General features: G+C 71.8%; 19 protein-coding genes and 1 tRNA gene. 8 read left to right on the top strand and 12 right to left on the bottom strand.

Translation table 11 applies throughout. The features are described 5' to 3' along the window. Positions 1–152: 152 nt before the first annotated feature. Positions 153–938: a (2Fe-2S)-binding protein gene (locus ABD211_RS02925; protein ID WP_344125894.1), complete on the top strand. Its 786-nt coding sequence runs from the start codon at positions 153–155 to the stop codon at positions 936–938. Between the two features lie 41 nt (positions 939–979). Continuing rightward, the gene (locus tag ABD211_RS02920) at positions 980–2,890 is read left to right on the top strand and encodes a primary-amine oxidase (protein ID WP_344125892.1); all 1,911 of its coding nucleotides are present in this window, start codon (positions 980–982) and stop codon (positions 2,888–2,890) included. Here the strand turns inward: ABD211_RS02920 and ABD211_RS02915 are convergent. Both ABD211_RS02915 and ABD211_RS02910 read right to left on the bottom strand, forming a co-directional pair. Further along, entirely contained in the window at positions 2,876–3,391 is a 516-nt protein-coding gene (locus tag ABD211_RS02915) for a GNAT family N-acetyltransferase (RefSeq protein WP_344125890.1), read from the bottom strand. The two genes, ABD211_RS02920 and ABD211_RS02915, sit on opposite strands and share 15 nt — an antisense overlap. Beyond that, entirely contained in the window at positions 3,388–3,852 is a 465-nt protein-coding gene (locus ABD211_RS02910; protein WP_344125888.1) for a T6SS immunity protein Tdi1 domain-containing protein, read from the bottom strand. The genes ABD211_RS02915 and ABD211_RS02910 overlap by 4 nt, the downstream gene beginning before the upstream one ends. A gap of 114 nt (positions 3,853–3,966) precedes the next feature. Here ABD211_RS02910 and ABD211_RS02905 point away from each other — a divergent pair, with 114 nt between their 5' ends. Beyond that, positions 3,967–4,806, top strand: coding sequence for a zinc metalloprotease (locus ABD211_RS02905; protein WP_344125886.1), 840 nt, complete (start codon positions 3,967–3,969; stop codon positions 4,804–4,806). Between the two features lie 3 nt (positions 4,807–4,809). Here ABD211_RS02905 and ABD211_RS02900 read toward each other — a convergent pair whose 3' ends face one another. The 3 genes from ABD211_RS02900 to ABD211_RS02890 form a co-directional block, all read right to left on the bottom strand. Then, a complete protein-coding gene (locus tag ABD211_RS02900) occupies positions 4,810–5,169 on the bottom strand; it encodes a GntR family transcriptional regulator (protein ID WP_344125884.1) in 360 nt (119 codons plus the stop codon). Then, complete coding sequence (locus ABD211_RS02895) at positions 5,166–5,969, bottom strand: hypothetical protein (protein WP_344125881.1); 804 nt, start codon at positions 5,967–5,969, stop codon at positions 5,166–5,168. Before ABD211_RS02895 ends, ABD211_RS02900 begins: the two co-directional genes overlap by 4 nt. A gap of 77 nt (positions 5,970–6,046) precedes the next feature. Next, positions 6,047–6,607, bottom strand: coding sequence for a hypothetical protein (locus ABD211_RS02890; RefSeq protein WP_344125878.1), 561 nt, complete (start codon positions 6,605–6,607; stop codon positions 6,047–6,049). A gap of 219 nt (positions 6,608–6,826) precedes the next feature. Here ABD211_RS02890 and ABD211_RS02885 point away from each other — a divergent pair, with 219 nt between their 5' ends. Both ABD211_RS02885 and ABD211_RS02880 read left to right on the top strand, forming a co-directional pair. Continuing rightward, entirely contained in the window at positions 6,827–7,150 is a 324-nt protein-coding gene (locus tag ABD211_RS02885; RefSeq protein ID WP_344125877.1) for a hypothetical protein, read from the top strand. Then, the gene (locus tag ABD211_RS02880) at positions 7,147–7,332 is read left to right on the top strand and encodes a hypothetical protein (RefSeq protein WP_344125875.1); all 186 of its coding nucleotides are present in this window, start codon (positions 7,147–7,149) and stop codon (positions 7,330–7,332) included. The genes ABD211_RS02885 and ABD211_RS02880 overlap by 4 nt, the downstream gene beginning before the upstream one ends. Before the next feature lie 113 nt (positions 7,333–7,445). Here the strand turns inward: ABD211_RS02880 and ABD211_RS02875 are convergent. Further along, positions 7,446–7,534 (bottom strand) — tRNA-Ser (locus ABD211_RS02875). 209 nt (positions 7,535–7,743) lie between these two features. Here ABD211_RS02875 and ABD211_RS02870 point away from each other — a divergent pair. Continuing rightward, the gene (locus ABD211_RS02870) at positions 7,744–8,718 is read left to right on the top strand and encodes an NAD(P)H-quinone oxidoreductase (RefSeq protein ID WP_344125873.1); all 975 of its coding nucleotides are present in this window, start codon (positions 7,744–7,746) and stop codon (positions 8,716–8,718) included. On the opposite strand, the gene ABD211_RS02865 is transcribed toward ABD211_RS02870, so the two are convergent. Continuing rightward, entirely contained in the window at positions 8,715–9,641 is a 927-nt protein-coding gene (locus ABD211_RS02865; RefSeq protein WP_344125871.1) for a serine hydrolase, read from the bottom strand. The genes ABD211_RS02870 and ABD211_RS02865 overlap by 4 nt on opposite strands. After that, complete coding sequence (locus ABD211_RS02860) at positions 9,641–10,333, bottom strand: glycosyltransferase family 2 protein (protein ID WP_344125869.1); 693 nt, start codon at positions 10,331–10,333, stop codon at positions 9,641–9,643. Before ABD211_RS02860 ends, ABD211_RS02865 begins: the two co-directional genes overlap by 1 nt. Positions 10,334–10,450: 117 nt before the next feature. Here ABD211_RS02860 and ABD211_RS02855 point away from each other — a divergent pair, with 117 nt between their 5' ends. After that, positions 10,451–11,194 (top strand): class I SAM-dependent methyltransferase, encoded by a 744-nt coding sequence (locus ABD211_RS02855; RefSeq protein ID WP_344125867.1) that lies wholly within the window; start codon positions 10,451–10,453, stop codon positions 11,192–11,194. On the opposite strand, the gene ABD211_RS02850 is transcribed toward ABD211_RS02855, so the two are convergent. Further along, entirely contained in the window at positions 11,187–12,374 is a 1,188-nt protein-coding gene (locus ABD211_RS02850; RefSeq protein WP_344125865.1) for an ABC transporter substrate-binding protein, read from the bottom strand. The two genes, ABD211_RS02855 and ABD211_RS02850, sit on opposite strands and share 8 nt — an antisense overlap. 178 nt (positions 12,375–12,552) lie before the next feature. On the opposite strand from ABD211_RS02850, the gene ABD211_RS02845 reads away from it, so the two are divergent. After that, positions 12,553–13,185, top strand: a complete 633-nt coding sequence (locus ABD211_RS02845) for a bacterial proteasome activator family protein (protein ID WP_344125863.1) — start codon at positions 12,553–12,555, stop codon at positions 13,183–13,185. Positions 13,186–13,272: 87 nt separating this feature from the next. On the opposite strand, the gene ABD211_RS02840 is transcribed toward ABD211_RS02845, so the two are convergent. The 3 genes from ABD211_RS02840 to ABD211_RS02830 all read right to left on the bottom strand — a co-directional run bounded on the left by ABD211_RS02840 (position 13,273) and on the right by ABD211_RS02830 (position 16,325). Then, the gene (locus ABD211_RS02840; RefSeq protein ID WP_344125861.1) at positions 13,273–14,130 is read right to left on the bottom strand and encodes an HAD family hydrolase; all 858 of its coding nucleotides are present in this window, start codon (positions 14,128–14,130) and stop codon (positions 13,273–13,275) included. A 78-nt stretch (positions 14,131–14,208) separates the two neighbouring features. Continuing rightward, positions 14,209–15,471, bottom strand: a complete 1,263-nt coding sequence (gene serS / locus ABD211_RS02835) for a serine--tRNA ligase (protein ID WP_344125859.1) — start codon at positions 15,469–15,471, stop codon at positions 14,209–14,211. Between the two features lie 56 nt (positions 15,472–15,527). Beyond that, a complete protein-coding gene (locus ABD211_RS02830) occupies positions 15,528–16,325 on the bottom strand; it encodes a hypothetical protein (protein WP_344125857.1) in 798 nt (265 codons plus the stop codon). Between the last annotated feature and the right edge of the window lie 57 nt (positions 16,326–16,382).

Below are 16,382 nucleotides of genomic sequence, written 5' to 3'. Positions count from 1 at the left end.
ACCGACACTTTTCTGACAAAATGCTTGACAGGGCCGGAACTTCCCCCGACGGGCAGCTAGTCTGGTTAGGCTTGCCTAAACGCGCTAGTGTGTTGCGTCTGGCCGCGGGGCACCCCCGTTGGTGCCCGCCGAAAAGGGGGAAGGGAGTGAGCGTGACCGCCGTCCTGAGCCGGACCGCAGATCCGCTCGCCCCGCTGCTCGACACCCTCGCGCGGATGACCGGGCCCACCACCGCCGGCCTCGCCCCCGGCGTGCGGGTGCGGTCGGTCCACCTCGGGTGGATCAGCGCCAGCCGCATCGTCTCCGGCGACGCCCTGCCCGGCCTGCTCGACTCGGCCGCCAACCGCTGGCACGCCAGCCCGCACGCCGCCGCCGCGCTCGCCTGGAAGTGCTACAGCTACTGGGTCTCGCTGCCGGCCGTGCTCAGCTACGCGGTGGCCCGGCGGGTGCCCCTCATGACGCCCGACGCGGTGGCCGCCCGCTGGTCGCCCCGGCAGCCGTTCCTCACCGCCGGCCTGGCCCAGGTGCGGGTCGCGATCCTCGCGTCCGACCCGCTCGCCGTCACGCCGACCGACGAGGTCGTCGTCGTGCCGGACGAGGAGGCGCTGCGCGGCGTGCTGCGCGCCTCGCTCATCGACGCGCACCTCGCCCCGCTGCTCGACCGCCTCCGCGACCGGGTGCACCTCGGCCCCCGTACCCTCTGGGGTTCTCTCGCCTCGGGGGTGGCCCACGGCCTGTCGCGGGCCGCGGACGCCATCCCCGGGTCCACCCTGGACGCCGCGCACGAGCTGCTCGACCTGTTCGACGTGGACGACCTCGTACAGTTGGAGCCCGCGCCCACCGGCGCCGGCCTGTGCGTGAAGCGGCGCACCTGCTGCCTCGCCTTCACCCTGCCGGAGCCGAAGGTGTGCACGGGCTGCGTGATCAGACACCCCTGATCTTCTGTGGACAGGCGGGCGCGGGCTAGGAGAATCCCCGCATGCCTTCCCCACACCCCCTGGACCGCCTCACCGCCGACGAGATCGTCGCCGCGCGCACGCTGCTGACCGAACACGGGCTCGCCGGGCCCGACATCCGCTTTCCCTACCTCGCGCTGGAGGAGCCGGCGAAGGACGTCGTGCTCGCCCACAAGCCGGGCGATCCGGTCGACCGGCGGGTCCGCGCGATCCTCCTCGACGTCCGCACGGGAGCGTCGCGCGACGTCGTCGCGTCGCTGACCCGCGCGACGATCGACCGGGACACCGCGCTGGACCCGGCCCGCGACGGGCAGCCGCCCATCATGCTCGAGGAGTTCATGGCCGTCGACGAGATCGTCAAGGCCGACCCCGGCTGGCGCGCGGCGGTCGAGCGGCGCGGCATCACCGACCTCGACCTGGTCCGGCCGTGCCCACTGTCGGCCGGCGAGTTCGGCATCAAGGGCGAGACGGGCCGGCGGCTGCTGCGCGCGCTGTCGTTCGTGGCGAACCGGCCCGACGACCACTGCTGGGCGCACCCGATCGACGGCCTCGTGGCCTACGTGGACCTCATCGAGAAGCGGGTCGTCCAGCTCATCGACCACGCCGACCTGCCCATCCCGGCCGAGGAGGGCAACTTCGACCAACCAGGGCCGCTACGGCAGACCTTGAAGCCGATCAGCATCACCCAGCCCGAGGGCCCCAGCTTCGCCGTCCACGGCGACGAGGTCACCTGGGAGGGCTGGCGGTTCCGGATCGGGTTCGACGCCCGCGAGGGCCTCACGCTGCACCAGATCTCCATCAACGACCGGCCGGTCATCTACCGGGCGTCGGTCGCCGAGATGGTCGTGCCCTACGCCGACCCGAGCCCGGTGCGGTTCTGGCAGAACTACTTCGACGCCGGGGAGTACCTGCTGGGCCAGCAGGCCAACGAGCTGCGGCTCGGCTGCGACTGCCTCGGCGAGATCCACTACTTCGACGCGGTGCTCGCCGACGGCGAGGGCAACCCGCGGGGGATCCCGAGCGCGATCTGCATGCACGAGGAGGACTTCGGCGTGCTGTGGAAGCACACCGACATCTTCACCGAGGCCCGCGAGACCCGCCGCCAACGGCGCCTCGTCATCTCGTTCTTCGTGACGGTCGGCAACTACGACTACGGCTTCTACTGGTACCTCTACCTCGACGGCACCATCCAGCTCGAGGTGAAGGCCACCGGCGTGGTGTTCACGTCGTCCTACATCCCCGGGTCGCCGTACGCGACGCAGCTCGCGCCCGGCCTCGGCGCGCCCTTCCACCAGCACCTGTTCAGCGCGCGGCTGGACATGATGGTCGACGGGCTGGCCAACGCGGTCGACGAGGTGGACCTGGTCCGGGTGCCGGTGTCGCCGTCGAATCCCTACGGGAACGCGTTCAGCCGGTCGATCAGCCGGATCGGGCGGGAGTCTGACGGGGCGCGGGTCGCGGACGCCTCCGTCGGGCGCGTGTGGCAGATCTCGAGCGCGGAGCGGGCGAACCGCCTCGGCGACCCGACCGCGTACACGCTCTATCCGACGCAGTCGCCGCTGCTCGCCGCCGACGACAGCGCCTCGATCTCCCGCCGTGCGGCGTTCGCGACCCGCGCGCTCTGGATCACGCGGTACGACCCGGCAGAGCGCTATGCCGCCGGTGACCTCGTCAACCAGCACGCCGGCGGGGCCGGGCTGCCGTCCTACGTGGCCGCCGACCGCGACCTCGACGGGCGCGACGTGGTGCTGTGGCACACGTTCGGGCTCACCCACTACCCGCGCCCGGAGGACTGGCCGGTCATGCCCGTCGACACGTGCGGTTTCACGCTGAAGCCGGCGGGCTTCTTCGACCGCAACCCGACCCTGGACGTCCCGGAGAGCACGGCCGACCACTGCGTCGACAGCCGTGCCCGGACGTCACACTGTCACTGAGGTGCTGGGTGCCGCCCCCGGCCGGGGCGGCACCCAGCAGCGCATCGCGGGGATGCCGGTGCGGGCGAAGCCCAGCTGCTGGTAGAGCGGCTCGCCGTCCTTGGACGCGTTGAGCTCCACCCGGGGCACGCCGCGCTCGGAATACCAGGTGAGCAGCGCGATCAGGCACGCGCGGGAGTAGCCGCGCCGCCGGTAGGACGGGTCGGTGGCCACGTTGAAGATGTGGCCGAAGTCGCCGGTGAGGTTGTTCGGGTTCGGCAGGCGTCGCTCGATCGTCCCCACCGCGCAGGACACCAGCCCCGGCCGCTGGTCGGGGTTGTCGATCACGAAGGCGGCCCAGGTGCCGTCCGGGTCGGCGAGCGTCTCGCGGAACCGGTCGACGGTCGCCGCGTGCCACGGGCCGATCTCGGGGGCGATGCCGTCCATGGCCGCCCACATGACCACCCGCAGCCGGGTCAGCTCGGCTGCGTCGTCCGGCCCGGCCCGTCGGGCCTCCGTCACGGCCCCTCGATCGTGATCTGGCCGATGGGCGTGCCGGGCGGCCGGTCGCGCAGCTGCTGGTGCAGCTGGCCGGCGATGTTGATCGAGATGACGAAGTCCTCGACAGTGATGTTCGCCACATCGAAGGACCCGCCCAGGACCGGCGGCGGCATGAAGTCGAAGACCTGGTCCGGCCCGAGGGTCAGCCCGCGTCGCTGGGCCGCCTCGGCGAGCGGCGCCAGCAGGTACCGGTTCTGCCCCTCCTCCGTCGCCAGGTCGACCTCCAGGGCCTCCCGGGTGGGCCAGGTCAGCTTCAGGTTGCCCTCGATCGTGTCGAGGAACCACCAGCCGTCCGCCGAGGACAGGAAAACATCCCCGAAGTACGACGTGAACTGCGCGGTGAGCCCGTCGAGCCCCAGCCAGCGCCAGCCGGCGAGCGCCGCGTCGTACCGCTCGGCACCGAACGTCCTGGTCCATTCCACGCCGCCAGTATGTCCCCCGGCGCGTGCCGCTTCGTCGCCACGGTCTTCCTCAAGTTCCGGTCACGTCCCGCCGATCAGATACGCGCACGGAGAAGACCGAGACCGAGGAAGTGCATGCGACCTTCTCTCACGCGCCGTCGCCTCGGGGGCATCGCCCTGTCGCTCACGCTCGCCACCGCCGTCACCGCGTCGCTGGCCGGCCTGCCCGCCACCGCCACGCCGGCCGCGTCCGGTCTCCCGTCGACCTCGAACGCCGACGCCGGGCCCACGGAGCGCGCCGCCTCGGCGACCGCCACCACGTCCGCGGTGACGAACACCCTCAAGGGTGACGCGCGGGCGTACCGGTTCCTCTTTCCGGGCAGGGCGCGCTGGAACCCGTGCGCCACGATCGGCTACCGGGTCAACCCGACATACGCGTCCTCCGGCGCGATCAGCGATACGAAGGCGGCCATCGCCCGCATCGCGGCCGCCACGGGCCTGAGGTTCTCCTACCAGGGCACCACCAGGGTCATGCCCGGCGGCCGCAACGACCGCTACCCGAAGGGCACGCAGCTGGTCATCGCCTGGGCCCGCCCCGGCCGGGACAGCTCCATGATCAAGGCGAGGGACACGGGCCTGGCCGGCATCGGCGGCGGCTCCAGCGTCGGCGCCTACACGAGCAGGGGCGCCAAGGCCCCGCGCATCGTCGAGGGGTACGCCGTCCTCAACGCCGGCATGAAGCTCTCCGGCGGCTTCGGCTCCGGGCCGCGGTACGGCTGGCAGGGCACCCGCGGCCAGCTCCTCATGCACGAGATCGGCCACACCGTCGGCCTGGACCACCCGAAGCAGAAGGACACGTGGGAGATCATGTACCCCACGCTGACCCGCAAGCCCGCCGTGTTCGGCAAGGGTGACCGCGCCGGCCTCAAGGCGCTCGGCCGGTCCGCCGGCTGCCTCTACGACAGCCGCCGGTAGGGGTCACCGACCCCTGGTGAGCGCCGCCCGGACGATGCGGACGGCCTCGTCGGTGTCGATGCCGATGCTGGCGACGACGGCGGCGTACTCGGCCGCGGCGGCGCGTGCCCGTTCGCGTCCCTGCTCGCCCGCCGCGGCCACGAACGAGCCGCCGGCCCCGCGCGTCTCGATCAGCCCCGCCTCCTCCAGCTCCCGGTAGGCGCGGCCGACCGTGTTGACGGCCAGACCCAGGTCCGCGGCCAGCCGGCGGATGGTCGGCAGCCGGGTGCCCACCGCCAGCGTGCGGTCCTGGATCTGCCGGGCGAGCTGCGCACGGAGCTGCTCGAACGGCGGCACGGGTGACGCCGGGTCGATAACGATCATTCGGTTCCCCGGGCGCCCGCGACGAGGCGCGCCACCTGGCCGGTCCGCACGGTCCACACGGTGACCAGGGCGAGCCCGGCGACGCCGAGGACGACGAAGGTGAGCCAGGCGGCCGTCCACCAACCGGGCGCGGACTCGATGACCGACACGACCGGCAGCAACCACACCACGGTCGGCACGGCAACCTCGCGGGCGTCCTCGATCCGCATGATGACGTCGGCGGTCAGCGAGACCTCGTCGTCCGCCACGGCCGGGTGCGTGAGCACGTGGCGCAACTGCACCACCATGCCGACCGCGACCCCGCCCAGCCCGATGAGCAGGACGACCGCCGCGTATCGCGCGGTGGCGTCCGGCCTGGTGATGGCTCCGATCGCCAGCGCCACCGTGCCCGCGAACGTGCCGGCCACGAGCGCGACGCGCGGCCAGCCGAGCACGTCGCGCCAGCCGAGCCGGACCGGGTGGGCCGCCCGTCGCGGCAACGCCGCCCCGGCCCGCCGGTCGACCCGCCGCACCCACCCGTCAAGCAGCGCCAGGGCCAGCACCAACCCGACCACCGTCACCGTCAGGGCCACCAGCGACCAGCGCGGGCCGGACCGGTCGACCGCGCCGCCTTCAGGCCGATCGCTGGCGTAGATGAGGGCGACCGCGCAGATGAACACGGCCAGCAGGATGGAGGCGGCCAGCCGCGCCCGTCGCCGGACCGCCAGCCGCGTCGCCAGCAACGACGTCGGCTCGGCGTCGGCCAGACCGTGCATGGCCAACCACGCGCTGGCCACCTTGAGGTCCGCTCCATCCGGCATGACGGCCTCCCGATGTCTCAAGCCTTGTCCCAACATGGTGAGACAATAGTTGCGACAAGTCAACGGCCCGGGACGACCTACCGGAGCGCCGAGCCGAGCAGGACGACGAGCGCGGCGATGCCCAGCGTGCCGGCGAGGTTGGTCAGCACCGCGACCTTGAAGGTTCGGCCCATCTCCGCGCCCATGAAGAAGGCGAGGGTACAGAACGACGTCATGCCCACGACGGGAACCCAGAAGCCCCAACTGCCAGGCAGTACGAGCGCGGCAGCAACGGCGGGGACGCCCAACGCGCCGAGAGGCTTGACCACATCCTCCCCGAAGGTGGCTGCCTGACCCCGGGCGTTGGTCTCGGTGACTCCCGCCTTGATGAAAGTGGACAGCAACAGTCCGACAATCACCAGGCCGTGTGCCTCCATGTGGGACACGTGGAGCCAGCCAACTTTGATCCACCCGAACAGCAGGTCAGCGCCGGCGGCCACAAACCGGCCGTACGCATCGACCCACTGGTCCACACTGCCCCTCAGCGATACCCAGTCAAGGTCGCGCACCAGGTTCACCATCGACAGTGCTCCCGCGACCCACCCCAGCATCCGGAACGGCAGGGGCATCGCCCAGCGCTTCTCACGTTCGTCGGTCACCCGAACATTGCAGTGGTTGTCCCGGCTTCTGCCTCTCCTCCGACCGGCCAGCCGTCATGCACCACCAGACCTGTCACGCTCAACCGACCCACGCGCGATGACGCTTGTCCGCGCCGCCGATCGGCCATTGCCGGCCGACCCGTGGGCCGGGACCGATGGAGAAATGGACGGCTATCCGCACAGTGCCGGATCGCTAGCGTTAGGTGAGCCTGGCGCGCGGTGCGGGAGGGGCATGGGACCGCTGGTTCGCTTCCTGGAGAAGCTGGTCGACTGGTCGTCCCGGCCCTCGTCCTGGGGTGGTACCACGACGATCCGTGGCTTGTGGGCCTCGGCGTCTGCGCCATCCTTATGGTCCTGGCCATCAATGCGGTCCGCCGCCTCACCGCCGGCGACGCTGGCTTCCTCGCGTACGCGTCGGCGGTGGTGGCGCTCGTCGGACTCGTCATCACCATCGGCGTGGTGCTCAACCGGGTCGGCGTGTTCCGTTGGCTCGGCCACTGGCTCGGCTGGCTGTGGCACTGGATCTGGTTCTCGCTTCGATGAGCATCGCGCTCGGCCTGCTGGTCCGGGTGTGCTTCCCCATCGCGGTCACCGCCCTGGACATCGACGTCAGCGAACGCTTCGGCATCGCCGCCGGCCTCGGCCTGCTCGGGCTCGCGGTCATTGGCGTGATCGCGCTCGTCCGCGCCGGCTTGTTCGCGTGGCTCTGGCACCTCGTCTTCTGACGGCGGGTGGGGTCAGAGCAGGTTCCGTGGACACCGCGTAGACCCGGCACACCCACCAATAGGGGCCACCTGATCAGCATTTGCTCTGTCCAGGTGGCCCTAGGGCGCTCGTGCGGAGGGCCAGGGATTCGAACCCTGGAGGAGTGTCACCACCCCTAGCGGTTTTCAAGACCGCCGCCATCGGCCACTAGGCGAGCCCTCCCGACGCACCCGCGCACCGCACCGCCGCGCGCGAGTCCGCTGACAGTCTGCCAGATTCCCCCGCGCCGCCCCGCGCCGCCGATCGGGTCCCGCTGGCTTGCGAGTTATGCGGTCTCCTGGGCGGCCGGTAGCCGCATAACTTGCAAGCTACGTGCGGCCGGCCGGCGCGCGCAAAAGGCGCGGACCGGCACGGGCGGGCATGATGAGGGCGTGCGTGCGATCACGATCACCGAGCCGGGTGGGCCCGAGGTACTCCAGTGGGTCGAGGTGGCCGAGCCCGAGCCCGGTCCCGACGAGGTGCTCATCAACGTGGCCGCCGCCGGGTTGAACCGCGCGGACCTGTTGCAGCGGCAGGGGCTCTACCCGCCGCCGGCGGGCGCGTCCGAGATTCCGGGCCTAGAGGTGTCCGGGACGGTCGCCGCCGTGGGGCGCGAGGTCACCGGGTGGCAGGTCGGCGACCGGGTGTGCGCGCTGCTCAGCGGCGGTGGGTACGCGGAGAAGGTCGTCGCGCCCCAGGGGCAGCTGCTTCGCGTGCCCGACACGGTGGATCTCGTCGAGGCGGCCGGGCTGCCCGAGGTGGCGTGCACGGTCTGGTCGAACGTCTTCGACGTGGCCCGCCTGCAGCCGCTGGAGGTGCTGCTCATCCACGGCGGCGGCAGCGGGATCGGCACGTTCGCCATCCAGCTCGCGGACGCGCACGGGTCGCGCGTACTCACCACGGCGCGCAGCGCCAAGCACAACGCGCTGCGTGAGCTGGGCGCGGACCTGGCCATCGACTACACAGCCGAGGATTTCGTGGTCGCTACGCTGGCGGCCACCGCCGGCCGGGGCGCGGACGTCATCCTCGACATCGTGGGCGGCCCCTACCTGCCGCGCAACGTCGCGGCGCTCGCGCCGGGCGGCCGGCTCGTGGTGATCGGCCTGCAGGGCGGCCGGCGGGGCGAGCTCGACCTGGGCATGCTGCTCGCCAAGGGGGCCTCCGTCGCGGCCACCGCGCTCCGGTCCCGGTCCGCGGAGGACAAGGCCCGCATCGTTGCCGGGGTACGGGCGCACGTGTGGCCCCTCGTGGAGGCCCGCATGGTCCACCCCGTGATCGACATCCGCATCCCCATGCCGGACGCGGCGACGGCCCACACCCGCATGGCGGACAGCGACCACCTGGGCAAGATCCTGTTGGTGACCTAGTCGCGGTCGGGGACGACCGCGGGGGCCGGGGTGGGCTGGCCGAAGACGGTCGCGACCAGGTCGGAGACCGCGTGGACGCCCTGGGCGATCGTGCCGGTGCCGGGCGGCAGGTGGTACATCGCGGCGATCACGTAGCGGGCGTCGTCGCCGGCGAAGCCGACGGTGTTGGTGACCCAGTGTTCGCCGCCCGGGTCCTTCTCGACGGACCAGCCGCCCTTGACGCCGGGACGCAGGTCGGTGCCGGCCGCCCAGGCGCCCCAGCGCTGGATCGGGTCGACGGCGCGCATGGCCGTGAGCAGGTAGCCCTTGTCCGTACTATCCAATGTGTCCAGAATGTAGGACATCAGCACCGCCAGATCCTCGGCGGTGCACTTCATCAGGCCCCAGTAGCGGTCGAAGCCCTTGACGAAGGTCAGGTGCGTCATGCCGTACGTCCGCTGGAAGCGGGTGACCATGTCGGCGCGGCCGTAGCGGTGCCACAGCGCGTCGGCGGCGTCGTTGGACGAGAAGGCGAGCATGTCGTCGATCTGGCGGCGCGCCGTCGCGTCCAGCTCGATGTCGCCCGCGCGGTCGCGCTCCAGCAGGCTGGTGGCCATGGCGAGCTTGATGGTGGAGGCGGTCCACGTCGGGTGGGTGGTCGTGCCGTCCCGCCACACCGCGCCGGTCTGTCGGTCGCGCACGACGATGCCGAGGTAGCCGGGCTGCCGCTTGACGAACGCGTCGGCCGCCGCGAACCGTTTCTCCTGTTCGCAGCCCCACGGACCACAGGTCGGGGGCGCCGCGTGACCCGTCGGACCGGCCGGCCCGGGTGCCGTCGCCGCGCCGGTTGAGCGCGTCCGCCACCCGTTGGCCGCGAGGAGGCTGCCGCCCAGCAGCACCGCAACGCAGGCGGCCCCGACGAGGATCCGGGGTGGTACGCGCATCAGCCCAGCGGCTTGCGCACCCGCTCGCGGGCGAGGATCCAGAGCGCCTCGACGCCGTCCTTCCAGGTGATCTTCTTGCCCTCCTCGCGCGAGCGCGCGCGGTAGGAGATCGGCACCTCGTACGGGCGGATGCGCTGGCGCAGCAGCTTGCCGGTGACCTCGGCCTCCATGCCGAAGCCGGCCGACCTGATGTTCAGCGACCGGTACAGCTCCAACGGCATGAGCTTGAAGCACGTCTCCAGGTCGGAGATGTAGCAGTTGTAGAGGATGTTCGCGGCCGTGGTGACGCCCTTGTTGCCCATCACGTACCAGAACGAGAAGGACGAGTGGCTGCCGAACGTGCGGTTGCCGTAGACGACCTTCGCGTGCCCGTCGAGCACCGGCTGCAGCAGGCGCGGGATGTCCTGCGGGTCGTACTCGAGGTCGGCGTCGAGGATGACCATGTAATCCCCGGTCGCGCCCGCGACGGCCGTCTTGATCGCGGCACCCTTGCCCTTGTTCTGCGGGTGCGTGATCAGGTTGAGCCGTGGGTCGTCGAGGGCGGCCAGCACCTCGCCGGTGCCGTCCTGGCTGCCGTCGTTGACGATGACGAGCTCGACCTCCACCGGGTACGTGACGTCGAGAGCCTGCTTTACCGCGCTGGCGATGCTCTTTGCCTCGTTGTAGACGGGCATCAGGATGGACAGCTTCACGGGGGCCACTCCGGCGTAGGTTACGGCTCTAGCTATGTCCGAATCGTGACTGAGATTCCACAAAACGGAAATAGTGTCTTCCCACAGTAAGGGTGAAGGCGTGAGAGAGTCTACGGCGTGCCTACCGTGACCGGAGATTCCCGCCTGCAGTCCGATGTGCTCGAGGAGCTGTCCGACGCCCGCGCCTACCGTCATTGGCTCGCGGACCTCGCCCGCCCATACCTCGGGGACGACCCCGTCGAGGTGGGCAGCGGTACGGGTGACTACGCCGCCGAGTGGGCCCCCAGCGTGACGAAGTTCACAGCTACCGAAGCCGACGAGTCGCGCTACAAGGCGCTGGCCGCCCGCTTCGCCACTGATGAAACTGTCGACACCCGCGAACTGCACCTGCCCGACCCGGACGCCGACGGCCACCACACCGCCGCGATCGCCTACAACGTGCTGGAGCACATCCCCGACCACGTCGGCGCGCTGCGCGGCATGGGCGCCCTGGTCCGGCCGGGCGCCGCCGTCATCATCATCGTGCCGGCGTTCCCGTCGGCGATGAGCCGCTTCGACCGGGCCATCGGCCACGAGCGTCGGTACACGCGTAAGAGCCTGCACGACGCGATGACCGCGGCCGGCCTCGACGTCGAGGAGGTCCGCTACCTCAACCCGATCGGCCTGCTCAACTGGTACGTGTCGGTGAAGGGACTCGGCATGACGCCGCGCAACGGCGCGCTGCTGCGCCTCTACGACCGCACGTTCGTGCCGATCGCGCGGTTCCTGGACCGGCACGCCCGGTCGCCGTTCGGGCAGTCGGTCTTCGGCGTGGCCCGGGTCCCCGCCGTGGCGCACGTGCCCCGGCCGCGGGTCAGCTGAGGGTCGCCAGTTCCGCGGTGATCAGGTTCGCCGGCACCTGGCCGGACAGCTCCAACTTGCGCAGGTACCACTTCTGCTGCGGGGTACGGGTGTTGTTGAACGTCCAGGTGCCGCGCGGGCTCTGGATCTCGCCGAGCGCCGAGATGCCGCGGTTCACCTCCATCGCCGTGATGTCGTCGCTGATCAGGCGCAGCGCGTTGTCGAGCACGCCGGCCGTGTCGTAGGCCGCCATCGCGTACGCGGTCGGCTGCACGCCGGTGGCGTTGGAGTACGCCGCGGCGAAGCGACGGTTCGCGGCGAGCTGGAGATCCGGCGTGTAGTTCATCGCCGTGTACACCTCGGGCAGCCGCTTGAGGTCCTTGGCGAGCTTCGTCAGGTCGCGGATCTCGGTGAGCATGCCCGGGCCGACCAGCGGCTTGGTCAGTCCCGTCCCGGCGTACGCCTTGAGGAGCTGCCACGCCGCGTCGCCGGAGTACGCGCAGTAGATGATCTCGGCGCTGGTGCCCGCGGCGCCCTGCAGCCGGGCGCTGTACGACCCGGTGCCCGCGGCCTGGCCGACGATCGTGCGGCCGGTCGAGGAGAACGCCCTGCGGAACGCGTCCGCCTCCGCCAGGCCCTGCGACGTCCCGTCGTGCAGCACGTACGCCCGGCGGTAGCGGCCCTGGTCGGCCAGGTAGTCGCCGAGGGCGGTGCTCGCCTGGCCGTCCGCGTACGAGGCGCGCCAGATGTAGTACACCGAGGTCAGGTCGCCCGGCGAACCGTTAGCGCCGATCAGCGGGACGCGGGCCTTCTCCACCAGGTCGCGGATGCCCGACAGGGCGGCCGGGCTGGCCACGCCCGCGATCACGTGCACCTGCTGCGCGAGCAGCCCTTCGGTGGCCTTGCGGGCCGCGTCGACCGTGGTGCCCTCGTCGGCGATGATCAGCTCGACCGGGTGCCGGCCCAGCACGTTCCGGTGCTCGTCGAGGTAGAGCTTGAAGCCGTCGGTGATGTCCGCGCCGATCGCGGCGTACGGGCCGTCCTTGGGAGCGAGGAGGCCCACCCGCACCCGGCGGCCGGAGATCTGCTCCTTGCTGCCGGAAGCGGATCCGCCACAGGCGGCGAGCGCGGCCGCCGCGGCGCCGGCCGTGGCCGCGGCACCGAACAACCTCAGAAGCTGACGACGGTCGACCTGGCCCACTGCGTTCCCTCCCCAACTGGTTCGCCCGCGCCAGACCGGCCGTGACGTGCGAGAGCATGGCGCGCCGTCCGCGCGTCCGAGCCCCACGGGGTTGTACCCCGAATCCTGATCACGCGTCAACGGCGAGCAGGTCACAGGCCGGATCGGCGCCCGACGCGGCGACGCTATCGTGGTGCGCATGACGGACGCCGAGCGCACCGAAGCCGCCCAGACCGCCGCAAACCCGCCGGCCGCCGGCGACGCACCGGCCACCAGCACGGTTGTCGTGGTCGGCCCCGACGGGCGACCACTGGGCACGGTCGAGGTCGACGGGACCGGCCGCAAGCAGACCGACGAGGACCCGTCGAGCCTGATCGAGCAGCCCGCCAAGGTGATGCGCATCGGCAGCATGATCAAGCAGCTGCTGGAGGAGGTGCGCTCCGCGCCGCTCGACGAGGCCGCCCGGCAGCGCCTCACCCAGATCCACAAGCGGTCGATCAGCGAGCTTGAGGACGGCCTGGCACCGGAGCTGGTCGAGGAGCTGGAGCGGCTGTCCCTGCCGTTCACGCAGGACACCACGCCGAGCGTCGACGAGCTGCGCATCGCGCAGGCCCAGCTGGTCGGCTGGCTGGAGGGCCTCTTCCACGGCATCCAGGCCGCCCTGGTCGCCCAGCAGATGGCCGCCCGCCTCCAGCTGGAGCAGATGCGCGGCGGCGGTGGCGGCCGCGCCGCCCTCCCCGCCGGCCGCCCGGGCGCGGCAGGCTTCGGCCTCTCACCCGCCGACCCCCACACCCCCGGCGACCCCACGGGCCCTACGGGCCAATACCTCTGACCCACGCTGTAGAAGTCGACTTCTGCACCGTATGGCGCCTGTCGTGTGGTGCGGAAGTCGACGTTTGCCGCGCGGTAGCGGGCGCGGTCAGGCGTCGAGGAGGGACTCGATCCAGGCCGCTACGCCGTCGGCGTCGTTGCTCGCCGTGACCTCGGCGGCCAGGGCCAGGATCTCGGGGTGGGCGTTGGCCACCGCGATGCCGCGGCCGGCCCAGCGGAACATCGGGACGTCGTTGGGCATGTCGCCGAAGACGACAGCGTCCAGCGGCGAGGCGCTGACCGCCTTGGCGACCACGGCCAGCCCGGTGCCCTTGTCCACGCCCGGCGCGGTGATCTCCACGTACCCGAGCCCGGCCTGGGTGACCTCGGCCAGATCAAGCGACACCACCCGGCGGGCCAGCGCCAACAACTCGTCGGCCGTGAGACCCGGCGCCCGGGCGAAGCCCTTGTACACGGGCCCGGCCAGCGCCAACGCGCGGTCGTAGACCTGCCACTCCGGGTACGGCCAGACGACGTCCGCGTCGCCCCACAGCGGGGAGCGCGGCGTGTCCAGGGCCTCGACCAGCACCGACAGCGGCACGCCGGCGGCGGTCTCGATCAACCGCAGGGCGTGGCCGAGGTCCTCGCCGGGCATCCGGTCGCGACGCAGCACGACGGGCCGCTCCGGATCGCGCTGGTCGATGACGTACGCGCCCTGGGCGAGGACGAAGAAGTCGGCCTCGGGCAGGTCACGGCGGCACAGGTCGAGTAGCCGCGGGCCGCGCCCGGTGACGCCGACGATCGTCACGCCGGCGGCCCGCGCCCGGCGCAGCACCGCGACGCTGTAGTCGCTGACGGTCTCGTCCCCGCGCACCAGGGTGCCGTCGAGGTCGGTGGCGAGAATGCGGGGCAACCGGGACGACGTCCGCGCGACGGGACCGGGGCTGACCGCGACGCTGCTGGTCATGCGTCCTCCTTGGGGAAAGGGTCGACAACATTACCCCTGATGGGCATGTCGCGGCCATGTCCGCAAGGAGGCAATAGTTTAAAGAGCGGGAGTCAGCACGTCCCGGCCGCCGACGAACTGCTGCAGCGCCTTGGGCACCCGGACCGAACCGTCCGGGAGCTGGTGGTTCTCCAGGATCGCGGTGATCCACCGGGTGGTGGCCAGCGTGCCGTTGAGCGTGGCCGCCGTCTGCGTGCGGCCCTCCTCGTCCCGGTAGCGGATGTTGAGCCGCCGGGCCTGGAAGGTCGTGCAGTTCGACGTGCTGGTCAGCTCCCGGTAGCGCTGCTGCGACGGCAGCCACGCCTCGCAGTCGTACTTGCGGGCCGCGCTGGTGCCGAGGTCGCCGGCCGCCACGTCGATCACCCGGTAGGGCACCTCGACCTTGGCCAGCATCTCCTCCTCCCAGGCGAGCAGGCGCAGGTGCTCGTCGTGGGCGTCCTCCGGCTTGCAGAAGACGAACATCTCGACCTTGTCGAACTGGTGCACCCGCAGGATGCCGCGCACGTCCTTGCCGTACGACCCGGCCTCGCGGCGGAAGCACGACGACCAGCCGGCGTAGCGCAGCGGCCCCGCGTTCAGGTCGATGATCTCGCCGCTGTGGTAGGCGGCCAGGGCGACCTCGCTCGTGCCGACCAGGTAGAGATCGTCGGCCTCGAGCCGGTAGATCTCGCTGGCGTGCGCGCCGAGGAACCCGGTGCCCTCCATCGACTCCGGCTTGACCAGCACGGGCGTGATGCTCGGCGTGAACCCGACCTCGACCGCCTGCTGGATGGCCAGCTGCAGCAGCCCGAGCTGCAGCAGCGCGCCGACGCCGGTCAGGTAGTAGAACCGGCTGCCCGACACCTTCGCGCCGCGCTCGACGTCGATGGCGCGCAGGCCCTCGCCCAGCTCCAGGTGGTCGCGCGGGTTGTCGATCCGGGTGCGCTCGCCGACCTCGCGGAGCACGACGTAGTCGTCCTCGCCGCCCTCGGGCGCGCCTGCCTCGACGATGTTGGGCACGACAAGATTGGCGTGGCGCAGGAGCTGCTCGGCCTCGGTCGCGGCCGTCCCGGCCGCTTTGACCTCGGCCGCCAACTCCTTGGTACGGGCGAGAAGCGCCGCCTTCTCGTCGCCCTTGGCCTGGGCGACCTGCTTGCCCAGCGAGTTCTGCTCGGCGCGCAGCGCCTCGAACCGCTGCACGGCGGCGCGCCGCGCCTCGTCGGCGGCGAGCAGCGCGTCCACGGCGTCCGGGGACTCGCCCCGGGCCCGCTGGCTGGCACGAACCACGTCGGGGTCATCTCGGAGCAGGCGCAGGTCAATCACAAAACGTGAGCTTACCGGGCGCCCCGGACAGGCTTCACGTCAATATCCCCGCTGGGTCAGCTCGGCGTGACGGTGAGGTCGTAGGGGTCGCGGGGCCGCCACACGGACGTGTCACCGGCCTCGATGACGTCGTGCCCGCTCTCCTCGACCGCGTCCGGGTCGGCCGCGGCGGGCGCCGCCGGCGCGGCGTACTCCCCCGGTCGGGCGGCACGGGACGCGAGCCAGACGGCGCCCAACGGCAGCAGCACCGCGGCGAACGCGACCATCAGGCCCGGGCCGACCGACGAGGTGAACCCGGACGGCTCGCTCGGCGACAGCGGCGCGCCGTTCGCGTCGACCGTGATGTACGACGCCATGTTGTCGATGATCGAGCGCGCGTTGCCCAGGCTGCCGACGGATGCGCGCACCACCATCGCGACGAGCAGTGCGACCAGGCCGAGACCGGCGCCCGTGGCCGGGAAGCGCAGCCGCGCGGCGTGGTCGGCGCGGGCGGTCGCGGCGGCCGCGACGGCGAGCACGGCGATCGCGCCGATCAGATACACCAGGCCGAACATGTCGAGGTCGTTGACCCAGGTGGTGAACTGGACGCCGAGGAAGCTGCCCTGGGTGGTGGGGCTCTGGTCGAAGCCGACGTGCTGCCACGGCGCGATCAGGGAGGCCGCCAACGCCGCCGCGCCCAGCACCGTGAGCGCCCAGGCGGTGCGGCGCTGACCGGCACTGCCGGCCGGCACCAGCAGGCGACGCGCCCAGTCCGTGCGCGACCAGGCGCGACGCGGTCGCGGCGGCCGGGCCCGGCCGCGGTCGCCCGGCGCGGGGCCGAGTTCGTCCTGCCAGATGCCGATGTCACCAGCCACCCCGTCATGGTGCCAGGCCGAGGGCCGCGACAGCGACCCCGACCTCGGTGTGCGTGG

The sequence above is a fragment of the Luedemannella flava genome (assembly GCF_039528515.1).
Taxonomy (GTDB): Bacteria; Actinomycetota; Actinomycetes; order Mycobacteriales; family Micromonosporaceae; genus Luedemannella; species Luedemannella flava.
The sequence above is the reverse complement of the archived record's forward strand: the minus strand, read 5'-3'. Positions and strand labels throughout refer to the sequence as shown.